This is a genomic window from Actinomadura sp. NTSP31 (assembly GCF_041951385.1).
GTDB classification, from domain to species: Bacteria; Actinomycetota; Actinomycetes; order Streptosporangiales; family Streptosporangiaceae; genus Spirillospora; species Spirillospora napierensis.
Map to the genome: position 1 here is coordinate 44951 of NZ_JBGNUT010000011.1, position 16200 is coordinate 61150.

A 16200-nucleotide genomic window follows, 5' to 3' on the forward strand; every position below is an offset into this window, starting at 1 on the left:
CGGTGATCGAGTTCCATCTGGACCCGGGCTCGGGGCTGCCGCCGTACCAGCAGCTCGTCCGGCAGGTCCGGCACGCGCTGCGGCTCGGGCTGCTGAAGGAGCGAGACCGGCTTCCCACGGTCAAGGAGGTCGTGGCGCAGCTGGCGATCAACCCCAACACGGTGCTGAAGGCCTACCGCGAGCTGGAGCACGAGGGCCTGGTCGCCGCCCGTCCCGGCGTCGGCACGTTCGTGACGGCGACCCTCGCCGACACCTCGCTGGCCGCGCACGGCCCGCTGCGCACCGAGTTGCGGCGCTGGCTGGCCAAGGCCCGCCGGGCCGGCCTGGACGACGAGAGCATCGAGGCCCTGTTCATGTCGACCTTCCGCGCCGCCGGACAGGAGGAGACCGCGTGACCGCCGCCCTGCGCGCCCGCGCGCTCACCAAGACGTACGGGCGCCGCCGGGCGCTCACGGACTGCACCCTCGACATCCCCGCCGGACGCGTGACGGGGCTGGTCGGCCCCAACGGTGCCGGGAAGAGCACGCTGCTCAACCTCGCCGCCGGGATGCTCACCCCCACCTCGGGCACGATCGAGGTGTGCGGCGGCCGGCCGGGCGCCGGTCCCGGGCAGCTCGCCAAGGTCGGTTTCGTCGCCCAGGACACCCCCGTCTACGCGGGGCTGACCGTCGAGGAACACCTGCGCCTCGGCGCCCGCCTCAACCCGGCGTGGGACGACGCGCTGGCGCGGGAGCGGATCAGGCGGCTCGGCCTGGACCCCGCGCAGCGGGCGGGGCGGCTGTCGGGCGGTCAGCGCGCCCAGCTCGCCCTCACCCTCGGCATCGCCAAGCGACCCGAGCTGCTGATCCTGGACGAGCCGGTCGCCGCGCTCGACCCGCTGGCCCGCCGCGACTTCCTGCAGAGCCTGATGGAGGCGGTCGCCGAGCAGGGGCTCGGCGTCGTGCTCTCCTCCCACCTGGTGTCGGACCTGGAGCGTGCCTGCGACCACCTGGTCGTGCTGGTGTCGTCGCAGGTCCGGGTAGCGGGCGAGGTGGACGGACTGCTGGCCGCCCACCACCGCCTCACCGGGCCGCGCCGCGACCCGGTCACGCTTCCCGGCGACCAGCAGGTCGTCTCGGCGAGCCACACCGGCCGCCAGACGACCCTCATCGTCCGCTCCGACGGCCCGATTCACGACCCCGCCTGGACCGTCAGCGGTCTCGGCCTGGAAGACCTCGTCCTCGCCTACATGAACCCCGACGGGAACGCAGGCGCCCGGCCGGCCCTGGAGGTCCAGCGATGATCTGGTTGACACTGCGCCAGTTCCGTACCCAGGCGGCGACGGGCTTCGCCGCGCTCGCCGCGCTGGCGGCCGTCCTCGCCGTCACCGGTCCCCGCCTCGCCGGCGACTACGCCTCCGGACGGGCCGCCTGCACGGCCGCACACGACTGCTCGACGTTCACCGGGCAGTTCTTCGACGACCACCAGCCGGTCTTCCTCGCGCTGATCGCCGTCGTGCTGCTGCTGCCCGGCCTGGTCGGACTGTTCTGGGGAGCACCCCTGATCGGCCGCGAACTGGAGAGCGGCACCCACCGGCTGGTGTGGAACCAGAGCGTCACGCGCGCCCGCTGGCTCGCCGTCAAGCTCACGCTCGTCGGGCTGGCCGCCACGGCCGCCGCCGCGCTGGGCAGCGCGGCGATCACCTGGTGGTCGGCCCCCATCGACAAGAGCGCGGCCGACGAGCTGCCACGGCTGTCGCCCCTGGTGTTCGGCGCCCGGGGCATCGTCCCGGTCGGCTATGCCGCGTTCGCGTTCGTCCTCGGCGTGGTCGTCGGGATGCTCGTCCGCCGGACCGTCCCCGCGATGGCCCTGACCCTGGCCGTCTTCGCCGCCGTCCAGATCGCCGTGCCGCTCCTCGTCCGCCCCCATCTCCTGCCGCCGGTCCGTACCGCCACCGCGATCACCGGCACGAACCTGAAGTCCCTCATGGCCGACACCGCCGACGGCTCGGTACGCCTACGGATCAAGCCACCCGAAACCGGCGCATGGATCCTGTCCCAGCGCACCGTCGACGCATCCGGACGCACCGTCGGCGACGTCAAGGTGTCGCTGGCCACCGGGGCATGCGCCCCCGCCCAGGGCGCCCCGACCCGCGACTCCTGCATGGCCGAGATCAACCGGCTCGGCTACAGGCAGGCGATGACCTACCAGCCCGCCGGCCGCTTCTGGCCCCTCCAGTGGTGCGAGGCGGGCGTCTACGCCCTCCTCGCCCTCGGCCTCACCGCCTTCTGCTTCCACCGCCTCCGCCGACTGTCTTGATCAGCGGCCCGAGGGTGGCCCTTGCGGAGCCGCTCGCGCAGGAGGTGACCGGATCACGGGGTTCCCTTCTTACGAACGCGCCGGCAGTACAAGGTGAGAGCCCTGCGAGGGCCGGGTGTGGGTGGCGTTCGTACTGGACGCCTCCTCCCGCCGGATCGTGGGCTGGCAACTGGCCGACCATCTGGGCACTGACCTGCCGCTGGGCGCGCTGGAAATGGCGCTGTGGCAACGCGGCCCGCCTCAGCCGCCACCCGTCTTCCACTAGCCGAAGAACTTGATGAGCTCTTCGACAACGATGTCCGGGCGTTCTTCGGGCAGGTAGTGGTCGCTGTTGTTCACCTTGACGACCTGGATGTCGGTGCCCTTGTCGGGGCCCATCTGCTGACGCAGCATGGGATAGCTGGATTCGCCGGCCAATGTGAGGATCGGGGTGGTGACAGGGGCGTAGGTGGCGAGGTCGGCGATGTCCTGGCGCATCGTCCGGTACCAGCCGTTGCCCGCGCGGATGGCGTCCGGGGAGTCGTATGCGCGGGCGTAGATCCGGCGGGCGTCTTCCTCGATGGACGCCTGGTCGACCAGCATGTGCCCGCACAACCAGTCGATGAGGTGCCGGAAGCGGCCGGTGAGGAGCTGTTCGGGCAGGCCGTGGAGCTGGTTGAACGCGAACCACCAGGGGTAGCCGCCGCGGCCGCGGGTCAGCGCCGCGACCTGCTCGTCGGAGGCCGGCAGCATCGGGATGTCGAGCCAGGACGCGTCGGGAACTCCCAGGTCGAGGGTGACCAGGCGCCGCACCGTCGCGGGCCGGGACGCCGCAAGGTGGTACCCCACCGAGGCGCCGATGTCGTGCCCGGCGACGAACGCCGACCGGTGTCCCAGGTGGCCGATCAAGGCGGCGATGTCGCCCGCCATCGTCTGCTTGTCGTAACCGGACTCGGGCTTGGCCGAGCCGCCCATGCCGCGCAGGTCGACGGCCGTCACCTGGTAGCGGCGCGCCAGGTCCGGCAGCACCTTGCGGAACTGCCACCAGGTCTGCGGCCAGCCGCCGAGCAGGATCACCGGCTCGCCGTGCCCTCCGGTGACGTGGTGCAGGACGACGCCGTTGACGTCGGCGTACCGGCTGGTGAAGTCGCCGTCCAGGGACGCGGCCAGTTCCGCGTCGGTCGGCACGGTGTCCACACTGCTCATGGCACTCCTTAATTCGTGACCGTTCATTCAAGAAAATGGGCGTAAGGGCGCCGCACCGAAAGCCGGTGCGGCATGCGCCAGGAAGGCTCAGTCCAGGACGGTGAGGGCCTGCTCCACGGTGTCGTCGAGGAAGCGCCGGCGGCTCGGCGTCTTGCCCACGACGCGCATGCCCTGGAGCAGGGTCACCAGGAATCGTGCCAGAGCCGCCGGATCCCTGTCCGCGGCGAGTTCGCCGGCCGCGCGGGCCCGGATCAGCACCGCCTCCAGCGCGGTCTCCATCATCTCCAGGTTCGACTCCACCCGCCGGCCGGCTCCCGAGTCGGCCGGCATCTCGACCGCCGTGTTGGTCAGCAGGCAGCCCTTGGCCTCGGCGTCCTCCAGGGACATCTCGGCGTAGTGCCGGACCAGCCCGCGAACCGCCTCCAGTGCGGAGCCCGGCGCGGCCAGCCGTCCGAGGAACTCCGCCCGAGTGTCCTCGATATAGCGGTCCAGTGCGCGCAGATACAACTCGCGCTTGCCGCCGAACGCGCCATAGATGCTGCCCCGGGCCAGCCCGAGGTGATCGACCAGCTCCTGCATCGACGTAGCCTCGTAACCCTGCCGCCAGAACAGCTCCATCGCGCTGCGCAGCGCCGCGTCCGGATCGAACTCCCTGGTCCTGCCCATGCGGCAGAGGCTAGCCGATCATGACCGAACGTTCAACAATCAGCGTCCAAGGGTGCTCCGGCCGCACCACCGGTCGGCCAAGGCATTACGGCGGATCGATCGGCCGGCCATATGTTTCGACTGCGATCGACGCTCAAGAGGAGCTTTGACGTTTGCTTCGCGCTCGACGGTTCGGGTCAGGCGATCGTTTGGACCAGGTAGAGCGCGGCCAGTGCGGTGGCCAGCAGGCCCAGGGTGAGCCGGAGCGCGGTTTCGGGGAGTCGGGGTTGCAGGCGCGCGCCCAGGTATCCGCCGACCAGGCCGCCGAGGCCGCAGGTCAGGCCGAGGGGCCAGTCGGGGGCGATGGCGCCGTCGGCGGTGAGGGAGAGAAGGGCGTAGGTCGCGGCGCCGACCGTCGAGGTCAGGAAGGTGGAGGCCAGCGCGGCGGGGGCGACCTGGGCGACGGGCATGCCGCGGCCGGCCAGGACGGGGCCGAGGATGGAGCCGCCGCCGATGCCGTAGATGCCGCCGACGGTGCCGACGGCCAGCGCGAGTGCGGTGATGAACCGGGTGGACGGCCGTCCGGTCGGGTGGCGGGGCGGGCGCAGGGTGCGGGCGCAGAGCCAAAGGCCCAGGGGCAGCAGGAGCAGGCCGACCAGGATGCGGAAGACGGTGGGGCCGGGGACGGCGAACACCCGGATGGCCGCGCCGGCGACGACGCCGGGCAGCGTCCCGGCGATCAGCAGCCGCGTCAGCGGGCCGCCCAGGTCGCCTTGGCGGTGGTGGCGGACCAGGGCGCCGGGACCGGCGACCACGTTGAACAGCAGGTTGGTCGGGGTGACGGCGGGGCTGGGGACGCCCAGCAGGCTGAGTTGGACCGGGAGCAGGAACACCGCTCCCGACACCCCGACCGGGGCGGTCACCACCGCGATCAGCGCGCCGGCGGCAAAGGCGATCACTTCGGTCTGGCCGGTCATGTGGTCAGCTCCGCCTTCATCGGGCAAAGCCTGCCTTATCGGCCCTGGCGGGCGGCGGGCAGGGGCGCCCGGGTGAGGCGGCGTGCCGTCACGGTGATCGCTGCCCAGGTCAGGTGGGCTTCCGGCGGGCGGCGGTCACTGCCAGACCGTCAGCTTGACGAGGGCGGCGATGCCGACCGTCACGATGATCGCCCGGAGGGCGGCCGGGGGCAGTTTGCGGCCGATCCGCGCGCCGATCTGACCGCCGATCACCGAACCGACCGCGAGCGCCAGCACCGCCTCCCAGGCCACGTGTGCGAGGAAGACGAAGACGACCCCGGCCGTCAGGTTGACCATCGCGACGAGCAGGTTCTTCAACGCGTTCGTCCGCTGGAGGTTCTTGTGCGGCATGAGGACGCCCATCAGGCCGAGCATCATCACGCCCTGGGCGGCCCCGAAGTAGCCGCCGTAGACGCCGCCGAGGAGCACGCCGATCCACAGCAGAACGCCGCCGTGCTCGTGCGGCCGCTTGGGCCGGGAGGCGAGCCGGCGGACGAGCAGCGGCTGAGCCACCACCAGCACCAGCGCGAGCGCGATGAGCACCGGCACGATCGTCGAGAAGGCCCCGGCGGGGAGGATCAGCAGCAGCAGCGCCCCGGCGACCGCGCCGAGCAGCGAGGCGGGCAGCAGCCTGCGCACGTGCCCGGCCTGGCCGCGCAGTTCCTCGCGGTAGCCGTAGGCGCCGCTCAGCGAGCCGGGCGCCAGGCCGAGGCTGTTGGAGACGTTGGCGACGACCGGCGGATAACCGACCGCGAGCAGCACCGGGAACGCCACCAGCGTGCCTGACCCGACGACGGTGTTGATGGCGCCGGCGAGCACGCCGGCCAGCGCGACCACGACCACCTCGAGAGCGGACATCGAGTCTCCAGCCGAGGGCCCCGGCTCTCCGGGGCCCTCAATAGCGGGTCATGACAGGGGGGACGCGGTGGAGCACCCGGTGACCGCGTGAGCGCGGGCGTCCGCCGCGTACTCCTGCAAGGAGCGCACCTTGTTCTTCTTCAGGTCAAGCGCCTCGATGGCCTGCACGGCCGCACCGAACGCCGCGATCGTGGTGATGCACGGGCGCCCCACCGTGACCGCGGCGGTCCGCACCCGGCCGGACTCCGCGCCCGCGGTGTCCACGACCAGGTCGATGCGGCGGGCCGCGACGAGCCGCTCGGCCGACGACTCGGCCGTCACCCGCACGCCGCCGCGGCGGAGCAGGCCGGCGGTGCTCTCGCTCGCGAGGATCTCGAAGCCGAGTTCGGCGAGGCGCTTGGCGGGGAACACGACGGAACGCCGGTCCCGTCCCGCGACCGCCACGTAGACCCGTCCCGCGGCCGGCAGCGGAACGTTCGCGGCGGCCTGCGACCTGGCGAAGGCGTCGCCGAACACGGCGCCGATCCCCATGACCTCCCCCGTGGATCGCATCTCCGGCCCCAGCGCCACGTCCGCGGCGGCACCGTCGGGTCCGCGGAAGCGGGTCCACGGCAGGACGGCCTCCTTGACCGCGAACGGCGCTCCCGGCGGGACGTCGGCTCCGTCGCCCCGGTCCGGGAGCAGCCCTTCGGCGCGCAGCCGGGCGATGCCCGCGCCCAGCGCGATCCGTGCGGCCGCCTTCGCCAGCGGCACCGCGGTGGCCTTCGCCACGAAGGGCACGGTCCGCGAGGCGCGCGGGTTGGCCTCCAGGACGTACAGGACGCCGCCCGCGAGCGCGAACTGGATGTTGATCAGTCCGCGCACGCCCACCGCGCGGGCGATCGCCTCCGTCGCGGTCCGCAGCCCCTGCACGTCCACGCGGTCGAGGGTGACCGGCGGCAGCACGCAGGCCGAGTCGCCGGAGTGGACGCCCGCCTCCTCGATGTGCTCCATCACTCCGCCCATGTAGAGTTCCCCGCCGTCGTACAGGGCGTCGACGTCGATCTCGATGGCGCCGTCCAGGAACCGGTCGATCAGCACCGGATGCCGGGAGAGCTGGTCGCCGGCGCGGTCCACGTAGGCCGTGAGGGCCGCGTGGTCGGCCAGCACCTCCATGCCGTGCCCGCCGAGCACGTAGGAGGGCCGCGCGAGGACGGGGAAGCCGATGCGCTCCGCGACCGCCCTCGCCTCGCGGTGGGAGGCCGCGGTCCCGTGCTCCGGCGCGGTCAGCCCGGCCTCCCGGACGATCCGGCCGAAAGCGCCGCGGTCCTCGGCCAGGTGGACGGCCTCGGGGCCGGTGCCGAGGATCTCGACGCCGGCGTCCGCCAGCCCCCGCGCGAGCTTCAGCGGCGTCTGCCCGCCGAGCTGGATGAGCACCCCGGCCAGCGGCCCGGCCCGCCGCTCGGCGTCCACGACCTCGAGGACGTCCTCCAGGGTGAGCGGCTCGAAGTAGAGCCGGTCGGAGATGCTGTAGTCGGTGGAGACCGTCTCGGGGTTGCAGTTGACGAGGATGGTCTCGTAGCCGGCCGAGCGCAGCGCGAAGGAGGCGTGGACGCAGGAGTAGTCGAACTCGATGCCCTGCCCGATGCGGTTCGGTCCGGAGCCCAGAATGATCACGGCGGTCTTCTCGCGCGGCTCGACCTCGGTCTCCTCGTCGTAGCAGGAGTAGTGGTACGGGGTGCTCGCGGCGAACTCGGCGGCGCAGGTGTCGACGGTCTTGTAGACGGGCCGGACGTCCACCGCGTGGCGGAGCCGGCGGACGCTCTCCTCCTCCGCCGAGCGGATCCGCGCGATCTGGGCGTCGGAGAAGCCGTGCCTCTTGGCGTGCCGTAGCAGCGCCGGGGTCAGGTCCGGCGCGCGGGCCAGGTCCCCGGCGATCTCCGCGATCAGGGACAGCTGGTCGAGGAACCAGGGGTCGATGCCGGTCGCGGCGTGCAGTTCGGCCACCGTGGCGCCGGACCGCAGGGCGGCCATCACCGTGTTGATCCGGTTCTCGGACGGCACGGCGGCCTCGGCCGCGAGCGCCGTCCCGTCGCCCGGCGGGCCGGAACCGGGCGCGAAGTCGAACTCGGCCGTGCTCCGCTCCAGTGACCGCAGGGCCTTCTGCAGGGCCTCGGTGAAGTTGCGGCCGATCGCCATGGCCTCGCCGATCGACTTCATCGTCGTGGTCAGGGTGGCGTCCGCCTGCGGGAACTTCTCGAAGGCGAACCTCGGGACTTTGACGACGACGTAGTCGAGGACGGGCTCGAAGGAGGCCGGCGTCCGCCGGGTGATGTCGTTGGGGATCTCGTCGAGGGTGTAGCCGATGGCGAGCTTGGCGGCGATCTTGGCGATCGGGAAGCCGGTGGCCTTGGAGGCCAGCGCCGACGACCGCGACACCCGCGGGTTCATCTCGATGACGATCATCCGGCCGGTGCCGGGGTGCACCGCGAACTGGATGTTGCAGCCGCCGGTGTCGACGCCGACGGCCCGGATCGCCGCGATCGCGACGTCGCGCATGTTCTGGTATTCGCGGTCGGTGAGCGTCATCGCGGGCGCGACGGTGATCGAGTCGCCGGTGTGCACGCCCATCGGGTCCAGGTTCTCGATGGAGCAGACGATGACCACGTTGTCGGCGCGGTCGCGCATGAGCTCCAGCTCGTACTCCTTCCAGCCGAGGAGCGACTCCTCCAGGAGCACCTCGCCCGCGGGCGAGAGCCGCAGGCCGGTGCCGGCGACGTCGCGGAGCGCGGCCTCGTCGTGCACGATCCCCGAGCCGGCGCCGCCCATGGTGAAGGACGGCCGGACCACGACCGGGTACCCGCCGAGCGCCTCGACGGCGGACAGGCAGTCGCCGACCGAGCGGCAGATCGTCGATCGGGCCGACTCCGCGCCGATCGACGCGACGATCCCCTTGAACCGCTCCCGGTCCTCCGCGGCGGTGATCGCGCCGATGTCCGCGCCGATGAGCTCGACGCCGTGCTCTTCCAGGATCCCCGCCTCGGACAGCGCCACCGCCGCGTTGAGCGCCGTCTGGCCGCCGAGGGTCGGCAGCAGCGCGTCCGGCCGCTCCTTCGCGATGACCTTCTCGAGGTACTCCAGGGTGATCGGCTCGACGTAGGTGGCGTCGGCGAACTCCGGATCGGTCATGATCGTCGCGGGGTTGGAGTTCACCAGGACGACGCGCACCCCCTCCTCCTGCAGCACCCGGCACGCCTGGGTGCCGGAGTAGTCGAACTCGCAGGCCTGCCCGATGACGATCGGCCCCGAGCCGATCACCAGCACGGACCGGAGATCAGAGCGCTTTGGCATGGTCGGTCTCCCAGCTCGGGACCGTGGGCCGCGGCCGCACGGTCGGCGCCTCGCCCATGAGCTCGGCGAACCCGTCGAACAGGTGGGCGGCGTCGTGCGGCCCGGCCGCCGCCTCGGGGTGGTACTGGACGCCGAACGCGGGCCGGTCCAGGCAGCGCAGGCCCTCGACCACGCCGTCGTTCAGGCAGACGTGGGTGACCTCCACCCGCCCGTACGCGGTCGGCGAAACCCGGTCGACCGGAGCGTCCACCGCGAATCCGTGATTGTGCGCGGTGACCTCAACCTTCCCGGTGCGGAGGTCCTGCACCGGCTGGTTGATGCCCCGGTGGCCGTACCTCAGCTTGTACGTCGCGAGGCCGAGGGCCCGGCCGAGCAGCTCGTGCCCCAGGCAGATGCCGAAGAAGGGCGTGCCCCTGGTGAGGACGGCGCGCAGCAGGGTCACGGGGCCGTCCATCGCGGCCGGGTCGCCGGGGCCGTTGGAGAAGAACACGCCGTCGGGCTCCCGGGCGTAGACGTCCCGCACCCCGGCGGTGGACGGCAGCACGTGCACCTCGGCACCGCGCCTGGCGAGCTGCGTCGGCGTCATCGACTTGATGCCGAGGTCGACCGCGACGACGGTGAAGCGCCGCGGACCCACCGCGGGCACGATGTACGGCCGGTCGGCGGAGACCTGGTGGCACAGTTCGGCCCCTGCCATCCGCGGCGCCGCGCGGACCGTCCGCAGCATCGCCTCGGTGCCGGCGACCGCGTCTCCGGAGAAGACGCCCGCACGCATCGTGCCCTGCCCGCGCAGATGGCGGGTGAGGGCGCGGGTGTCGACCCCGCGGATCCCGACGACGCCCTGCCCGGCGAGCTCCTCCTCCAGCGGCCGGCGAGAGCGCCAGTTGGAGGCCAGCCGGGCGGGGTCGCGCACGACGTACCCGGCGACCCAGATCCGGCGGGACTCCCCGTCCTCGTCGTTCACGCCGGTGTTGCCGACGTGCGGCGCGGTCATCACCACGATCTGCCGGTGGTAGGACGGGTCGGTGAGGGTCTCCTGGTAACCGGTGGTTCCGGTGGCGAAGACGGCTTCGCCGAGGCTCGCGCCGACCGCGGCGTAGCCCTGCCCGCGGAAGGTGCGGCCGTCCTCCAGGACGAGGACCGCGGGCGTCCCGGGTGTCGCGATCGGGCCGGGTGCGGACACCTCTCACACCTCGCCCGGCGCGTTCGCGCTCCCGACGGAGCGCGGTGACGCGGTCAGCATCCAGTACGACGCCGCGCGCCGGTCCGGCCTGCGGGTCAGGGGGTCGCGGATCAGCCGCAGCACCAGTCCGGCGGGGGTGAGGACGAGGTAGTAGGCGAGGAAGAGCAGCGCGGTGCGCACGTCGGGAAACCTTTCTCGGGTGAGGGAGGGCGGTCGTCGTCAGTCCGGCGGGATCTCCGAGCGCCAGTCGTCCTTTTCCCGCCACGGCGGCTGGTCCGCCTTGTCGAGGACGAAGCCGCCGATGACGAGCAGGTCGATGTCGGTGCGCATGAAGCAGGCGTAGGCCTGCAGCGGAGTGTTCACGATCGGCTCGCCGCGCACGTTGAACGAGGTGTTCACCAGCACCGGGCAGCCGGTCGCCTCCTTGAACGCCTTCAGCAGCCGGTGGAAGACGGGGTTGGCGTCCTCGGTGACCGTCTGCACCCGGGCCGACGAGTCGACGTGCGTGACGGCCGGGATCGTCGAGCGCCGCACCCGCAGGAGGTCGAGGCCGGTGGCCCCCTCGCCGTCGGCCGCGACCCGCTGCGCGGGCGCGACGTCGGCGACCAGCAGCATGTACGGGCTCTCCTGGCCCAGCTCGAAGTAGTCCTTGGCGTCGGCGGCGAGCACCGACGGGGCGAACGGCCGGAACGACTCCCTGAACTTGATCTTCAGGTTCATCGTGCTCTGCATGGCGGAGTCCCGCGGGTCGCCGAGGATCGAGCGGGCGCCGAGGGCCCGCGGGCCGAACTCCATCCGCCCCTGGTGCCAGCCGACGATCCTGCCGTCGGCGAGTTCGGCGGCGACGCGGCGGACCAGGGCGTCCGGGTCGAGCCGCGTGTACGGGACGCCCGCGCCGTCGAGGAAGGCGCCCACCTCGTCGTCGTCGAAGGCCGGCCCGAGCAGCGATCCGGACATCGCGTCCCGGCCCTGCCCGAGGTGCGTCCGGGTCGCGCCCCGATCCACCGCGACCGCGAGCGCCGCGCCGAGGGCGCCGCCGGCGTCGCCCGCGGCGGGCTGCGCCCACAGCTCGTCGAGGCCCTCGTCCCGGGCCACCACGCCGTTGGCGACGCAGTTGAGCGCGACGCCACCGGCCAGGCACAGCCGGGACTCCCCGGTGAGCCGCCGCGCCGTGCGCGCCAGCAGCACCATCACGTCCTCGGTGACCTGCTGGACGGACGCCGCCAGGTCGAACTCCCGCTCGGTGAGCGGGCCCTCCGGCACGCGCCGGGGACCGCCGAAGAGGCGTTCGAAGGCGCGGCCGGTCATGACCTGCCCCCGGAGGTAGTCGAAATACCGGAGATCGAGGCGGAACGAGCCGTCCGGCTTGACGTCGATCAGCTTTTCCCGGATCTGCGCGGCGTACCGCGGCCGCCCGTAGGGCGCCAGTCCCATGAGCTTGTACTCGCCGGAGTCGACCTTGAAGCCGCAGAAGTAGGTGAAGGCGGAGTACAGCATCCCGAGTGAATGCGGGAACCGCAGTTCGGCGATGCTCTCCAGCCGTTCGCCCTGACCGTGCCAGATGGTGGTCGTGGCCCACTCGCCCACGCCGTCGACGCAGAGGACGGCCGCGGACTCGTACGGGCTGGGGAAGAACGCCGACGCGGCGTGCGACTCGTGATGGCGGCGGATCACGATCTCGGGCACGCGACCCATGTCGAGGTCCGCCAGCCGCCGTTCCACCGTCCTCGCGATGCGCAGCTTCCAGGACGGCCACGTCGGGAAGACGTCTCGGAACGAGGCGAAACCGAACGGCGCGGCGCCCGCGAAGGTGGCCATGACCCGGCTGAACTTGAGCCTCGGGTCCTCGTAGTAGGCGATCGCGCTGACGGCGTCCAGGTCGGCGCCGGCTTCGCCCAGGCAGTACCGCACCGCGTGAGCCGGGAAGCCCGAGTCGTGCCGGCGGCGGCTGAACCGCTCTTCCTGCGCCGCGGCGATGGGAACGCCGTCGGCCACGAGGGCGGCGGCGCTGTCGTGGTAGTAGGACGAGATTCCGAGGATCAGATCACGCATGGGAAGGCCCTTCGTTGCGTGCTCGGCGGGCCGCGCGGCGCGCGCGCCGGCCCGCCGGCGGATTGAGCGACCGGTAACCGGCGCGGACGCGTTCCCACGCCCCCGCCCGGACTCCGGAGCCCTCGAAGGCGGGCAGCGCCGCCATGTAGGTGTCGATGGCGTCGGCCGCCCACGCGGAATGGCCGCTGGAGGTGTTGTCGATGGTGTTGTGGATGTCGACGAAGCGGGTGCTGAATCCGTGGCTGCGCAGCGCGATCCTGGCCTGCCGGTACGTGCCGCCCACCCCGGACAGCTCCATGGCCAGGTTCAGGCCCAGCACCTCCGGAAGGAACGTGCGCGGGAACCGGCCGATGCACAGCCAGTAGACGGGCAGCTCGAACGATCCGTCCGCGAACCCGGGCCACATCGCGAACTCCCGCGACCCCGTCGGCGGCAGCCGGACGCCCATCTCGGCGAGCACCTCCCGGTAGATCAGCGGGTGGTTCAGCCGCGGCTCGCCGTTTCCCAGCTCGTCCCAGTAGGTCTCGAACAGGAAGTGCCCGATCTCCTCCGACGCGTGCGCGTAGTCGGTGAAGCCCTGCAGCCACCCGCCGTCGATCAGGGTCAGCGGCGCGAGCTGCACGGCCGAGTCGATCAGCCCGTCCCGCGAGGGCACCGGAACGTCCGTGCTCTCCGCGAACAGGCGGCCGTGCCGATCGTGCTGCTCGACGAGCCAGGGCCGCAGCCCGCCGGGCGTCCAGCGCGCCGGCAGCGGCAGGTCGCCGCGGCCGATCCCGTGGCGCGAGCGGGCCAGCCAGCCGTGGACGTACGAGAGCGCGAAGCGGGCCAGGGCCGGGTCGCTCGCGCGCGTCTGCAACCGGTGGTAGGCGTCGCGGACCGACGTCGGCTCCCGGCGCTCTTCCTCGGCCGAAGCTCCGGTTCCGGCTCCGCGTGACGCACGCTGCCGGGACGGCGTCGCGGGGGCGAGCGCGTCCGTTCCGGCCGCCGGCCGGCCCGTCTCCGCCGCCGGCCCGGCCTCCGGGGATCGGCTCGTGCTGGCGCCGGAACCGGGAAGCGAGTCGATCCAGCGCCGGATCACCGTGAGATCCTCCGGCGCGAACACCCGGAACATGCGGCCGCGCTCCCCGACCAGGCCGTTGACGAGGGGACTGTCCCCGGCACGCCCCGGCTTGATCAGCCGGCTGCCCGCCAGCGCGGCGAGCAGCGGCCCCGGGTCCCGCCGGCTCTCGGCCAGCCAGTCCGACAGCGACCGGCCGGCGAGCCGGAAGTCGCGGTGGTAGACGGCGCCCTCCCGCGCCCTCAGCCGCAGCAGCTCGGCCATCTCGTAGGCCGGATCGCACGACGCGGTGAGCTCGCCGAGCAGGGCTCCGTCCCAGCCGCGCAGGGCGGCGAACGCCCAGCCGAAGCCCCGGAGCACGCGCTCCTCGGCAGGCGTGTCCGCCAGCAGCGCCTCGACGGCGGCGCGGCACCGGTCGACGTCGCGGGGCTCGCCCGGCCGCCGGGCGGAGCCGGGGTCCAGAGCCGTCCAGTCCGCGTCCGGCACCGCCTCCCGGACGACGCCGAGCGCCGGCGGCGGCCCGGCCGCGCGCAGGCACAGGTCGGCGCCGAGGATCTCGGCCCCGAAGACGTCGGGGCGGCGGCTCATCGCCAGCAGCAGGGCGGGCAGGTGGAACGCCGCGTCCGCCACCCGCGGGTCGCTCGCGAGCCGGTCGGCCGGCACGGCGTACTCCGACAGCGACAACCGGCGCAGGACACCGAGACAGGCGTCCCCCCGGGAGCCGCGGGGACGGCCGACCCCGACGTCCGAGGCGTACAGGGCGAGGATCCGCAGGGAGACGGCGGAGTCGGCGTTCGCCGGACCGGTCATCCATTGCAGCCAGGCCCCCGACTTCAGCGCGAGCGGCGCGCAGCCGAGGGCCGCCCGCCGCGCCAGGACCTGGCGAGTGCCGGAGTCGGCCCGCTGGTACAGGAGGCGATGGCGCCGCGTCGCGGCGGCCGCCCAGGCCCGCACCTCCCGTTGCAGGTCGTCGAGGTCGAGGGCGCCGGGCCCCTGCCGGGGCGGCGCCGCACCCGTCCCGTCGCCGGAACGGGACAACTCGGCGGACAGCTCCGCGCAGAGCCCCGCACCAGGAGAGGCGCCTTCGGGATCGGCGGCGGCAACGTAGAGCGCCCGGGCGTCGACCCTTTCCGCTCCTTCCCGAACGGCTGCGGGCGCCGTGGTTCGCGTGCGCTGCATCCTGGTCCCCTTCCGATCCCGGACCCGCCCTCTGCGGTCCTTCTCCGTAGGTGTGGAAGCGTCAGAACATGGGGTAGATGGAGGCGTCGTTCTTCGCCTTGCGCTTACGCTTGAACAGATTTCCGAACACCTTGCGGACACGCGAAGCCATTTTCTTCTCCCATCGGTTTCGGTAGGTCAGGACAGGTCGAGCTCCCGGGCGATGATCTGGGAGACCAGGTCATAACCCCTGTCGGTGCAGTGCGCGCGGTCCACGAAGATCCATGCGTCCTCGTCCGCCTCCTCGGCGAGATGCGCGTTGACGTCGACGAAACGCACGTTCTGCTTCTCGCAGGCGACGCGAAGACCTTCCGAATAACGGCTCCACACCTCGCGCGTGGCGATCTCACCGAACATCTCGGTGAACGTGCCCTGCAGGGACATCCCGTCCAGTTCGTCGAAGAGAAGCCTTTCCTGCGGCGCGGGAACGTCCCGGATCCACGGGGCCAGCGGCTGCAGCACGTAGGAGATCCGGGTGGCCGGGCCGGCCAGCAGCCGGTAGCTCTCCAGGTGGCGGGAGGTCAGGTCGAGAGCCGTGGCGATGATCTCGGCGGGATCGCGGGCGGGCTCGGCGCCGGCCGCGGCGGCCGCGGCGGCACGCCCGCCGCGGCGCTTCCGGCGTCCTCCCTGGCGCAGCCGGTCCATCGCGTCGAAGAACTCGCCGCAGAAGAAGTAGGCGCCGTTGTCGCCGACCAGGCGCCGGGGCAGCCGGCTGGTGGCCAGATCGTTGAAGCCCGAGAGGACGACGATCTCCTCGACCTCCGGCAGCAGGTGCCGGTAGGAGAGCAGGAGGATCAGCTCCTGCATGGACGAGTGGCTGCGCCCCCCGAAGTTGAGCCAGGGGGCCGATGGCGCGTACCGCGTCCACAGCAGGGACGGGACCGTCGCCGCGTCGCTCGTCGCGCCCACTCCGAGCGCCGCCGAGCTCCCGGCGAGCAGCCGCACCCGGCCGGGCGCCGGCGGCGCGGCGACCGAGCCCGACTCCCGCGCGCCGTGCGCGACGCGGAAACCGAGCCGGTCGGTGTTGATGGCCCCAGACCGGTAGTCCGTGCGGTGGAAGTACATCAGGTAAGGCAGATAACGCGTCTCGTCGTGATCATCGAAATCCCTGTACTGCGACATGTACGGAACCAGAAGCTCGCACTGCGTCTTCAAAGTCCATGCCCCCTGTCCGAAATCTCGATCCGTGCGCTCAGATTAGGAAGCGGGGCCCCCGGCCGGCAGCCGACAACGGAGACACCGAACGGATCTCTCCGAACGGAGATGCGAGCCCGGTCATGCGCCGATGGAACGGCGTGGAACGGGCTGGAACGCCTTTAAAGAGGAACCGTTCGTACTCGTGGGCGCACGTCGGTGCG

General features: G+C 72.5%; 14 protein-coding genes. 4 read left to right on the top strand and 10 right to left on the bottom strand.

Annotation, left to right across the window (positions count from 1 at the left end):
* The first annotated feature begins 2 nt into the window (after nucleotides 1–2).
* The 4 genes from ACA514_RS19950 to ACA514_RS19965 all read left to right on the top strand — a co-directional run bounded on the left by ACA514_RS19950 (nucleotide 3) and on the right by ACA514_RS19965 (nucleotide 2563).
* On the top strand, nucleotides 3–395 hold the full coding sequence (locus ACA514_RS19950; protein WP_285911989.1) for a GntR family transcriptional regulator: 393 nt from the start codon (nucleotides 3–5) through the stop codon (nucleotides 393–395).
* Nucleotides 392–1282, top strand: a complete 891-nt coding sequence (locus tag ACA514_RS19955) for an ABC transporter ATP-binding protein (protein ID WP_375042683.1) — start codon at nucleotides 392–394, stop codon at nucleotides 1280–1282. The genes ACA514_RS19950 and ACA514_RS19955 overlap by 4 nt, the downstream gene beginning before the upstream one ends.
* Nucleotides 1279–2298, top strand: a complete 1020-nt coding sequence (locus tag ACA514_RS19960) for an ABC transporter permease subunit (protein ID WP_375042684.1) — start codon at nucleotides 1279–1281, stop codon at nucleotides 2296–2298. Before ACA514_RS19955 ends, ACA514_RS19960 begins: the two co-directional genes overlap by 4 nt.
* Nucleotides 2299–2419: 121 nt before the next feature.
* Nucleotides 2420–2563 carry a hypothetical protein gene (locus ACA514_RS19965; protein ID WP_375042685.1) on the top strand — a complete coding sequence of 48 codons (144 nt, stop codon included), beginning with the start codon at nucleotides 2420–2422 and terminating at the stop codon, nucleotides 2561–2563.
* Here ACA514_RS19965 and ACA514_RS19970 read toward each other — a convergent pair.
* The 10 genes from ACA514_RS19970 to ACA514_RS20015 all read right to left on the bottom strand — a co-directional run bounded on the left by ACA514_RS19970 (nucleotide 2560) and on the right by ACA514_RS20015 (nucleotide 15964).
* A complete protein-coding gene (locus tag ACA514_RS19970) occupies nucleotides 2560–3483 on the bottom strand; it encodes an alpha/beta fold hydrolase (RefSeq protein ID WP_375042686.1) in 924 nt (307 codons plus the stop codon). The two genes, ACA514_RS19965 and ACA514_RS19970, sit on opposite strands and share 4 nt — an antisense overlap.
* A gap of 87 nt (nucleotides 3484–3570) precedes the next feature.
* Nucleotides 3571–4149 carry a TetR/AcrR family transcriptional regulator gene (locus tag ACA514_RS19975; protein WP_375042687.1) on the bottom strand — a complete coding sequence of 193 codons (579 nt, stop codon included), beginning with the start codon at nucleotides 4147–4149 and terminating at the stop codon, nucleotides 3571–3573.
* Nucleotides 4150–4325: 176 nt separating this feature from the next.
* On the bottom strand, nucleotides 4326–5105 hold the full coding sequence (locus tag ACA514_RS19980; RefSeq protein ID WP_375042688.1) for a TSUP family transporter: 780 nt from the start codon (nucleotides 5103–5105) through the stop codon (nucleotides 4326–4328).
* A 135-nt stretch (nucleotides 5106–5240) separates the two neighbouring features.
* Nucleotides 5241–6002: a sulfite exporter TauE/SafE family protein gene (locus ACA514_RS19985; protein ID WP_375042689.1), complete on the bottom strand. Its 762-nt coding sequence runs from the start codon at nucleotides 6000–6002 to the stop codon at nucleotides 5241–5243.
* Nucleotides 6003–6050: 48 nt separating this feature from the next.
* Nucleotides 6051–9332, bottom strand: a complete 3282-nt coding sequence (carB, locus tag ACA514_RS19990) for a carbamoyl-phosphate synthase large subunit (protein ID WP_375042690.1) — start codon at nucleotides 9330–9332, stop codon at nucleotides 6051–6053.
* Nucleotides 9316–10515, bottom strand: a complete 1200-nt coding sequence (gene carA, locus ACA514_RS19995) for a glutamine-hydrolyzing carbamoyl-phosphate synthase small subunit (RefSeq protein WP_375042691.1) — start codon at nucleotides 10513–10515, stop codon at nucleotides 9316–9318. Before carA ends, carB begins: the two co-directional genes overlap by 17 nt.
* A 3-nt stretch (nucleotides 10516–10518) precedes the next feature.
* On the bottom strand, nucleotides 10519–10695 hold the full coding sequence (locus tag ACA514_RS20000; protein ID WP_375042692.1) for a hypothetical protein: 177 nt from the start codon (nucleotides 10693–10695) through the stop codon (nucleotides 10519–10521).
* Between the two features lie 39 nt (nucleotides 10696–10734).
* Entirely contained in the window at nucleotides 10735–12567 is a 1833-nt protein-coding gene (locus tag ACA514_RS20005) for a carbamoyltransferase (RefSeq protein WP_375042693.1), read from the bottom strand.
* Nucleotides 12560–14803: an iron-containing redox enzyme family protein gene (locus ACA514_RS20010; RefSeq protein WP_375042694.1), complete on the bottom strand. Its 2244-nt coding sequence runs from the start codon at nucleotides 14801–14803 to the stop codon at nucleotides 12560–12562. Before ACA514_RS20010 ends, ACA514_RS20005 begins: the two co-directional genes overlap by 8 nt.
* A 177-nt stretch (nucleotides 14804–14980) precedes the next feature.
* Entirely contained in the window at nucleotides 14981–15964 is a 984-nt protein-coding gene (locus tag ACA514_RS20015) for a hypothetical protein (protein ID WP_375042695.1), read from the bottom strand.
* Between the last annotated feature and the right edge of the window lie 236 nt (nucleotides 15965–16200).

Excerpts from the sequence above, each read along its gene's own strand:
- ACA514_RS19980 (WP_375042688.1), bottom strand. The coding sequence starts at position 5,105 with ATGACCGGCCAGACCGAAGTGATCGCCTTTGCCGCCGGCGCGCTGATC.
- ACA514_RS19960 (WP_375042684.1), top strand. The coding sequence starts at position 1,279 with ATGATCTGGTTGACACTGCGCCAGTTCCGTACCCAGGCGGCGACGGGC.
- carB (WP_375042690.1), bottom strand. The coding sequence starts at position 9,332 with ATGCCAAAGCGCTCTGATCTCCGGTCCGTGCTGGTGATCGGCTCGGGG.
- ACA514_RS20005 (WP_375042693.1), bottom strand. The coding sequence starts at position 12,567 with ATGCGTGATCTGATCCTCGGAATCTCGTCCTACTACCACGACAGCGCC.
- ACA514_RS19970 (WP_375042686.1), bottom strand. The coding sequence starts at position 3,483 with ATGAGCAGTGTGGACACCGTGCCGACCGACGCGGAACTGGCCGCGTCC.
- ACA514_RS19985 (WP_375042689.1), bottom strand. The coding sequence starts at position 6,002 with ATGTCCGCTCTCGAGGTGGTCGTGGTCGCGCTGGCCGGCGTGCTCGCC.
- ACA514_RS20015 (WP_375042695.1), bottom strand. The coding sequence starts at position 15,964 with ATGTCGCAGTACAGGGATTTCGATGATCACGACGAGACGCGTTATCTG.
- ACA514_RS20010 (WP_375042694.1), bottom strand. The coding sequence starts at position 14,803 with ATGCAGCGCACGCGAACCACGGCGCCCGCAGCCGTTCGGGAAGGAGCG.
- ACA514_RS19975 (WP_375042687.1), bottom strand. The coding sequence starts at position 4,149 with ATGGGCAGGACCAGGGAGTTCGATCCGGACGCGGCGCTGCGCAGCGCG.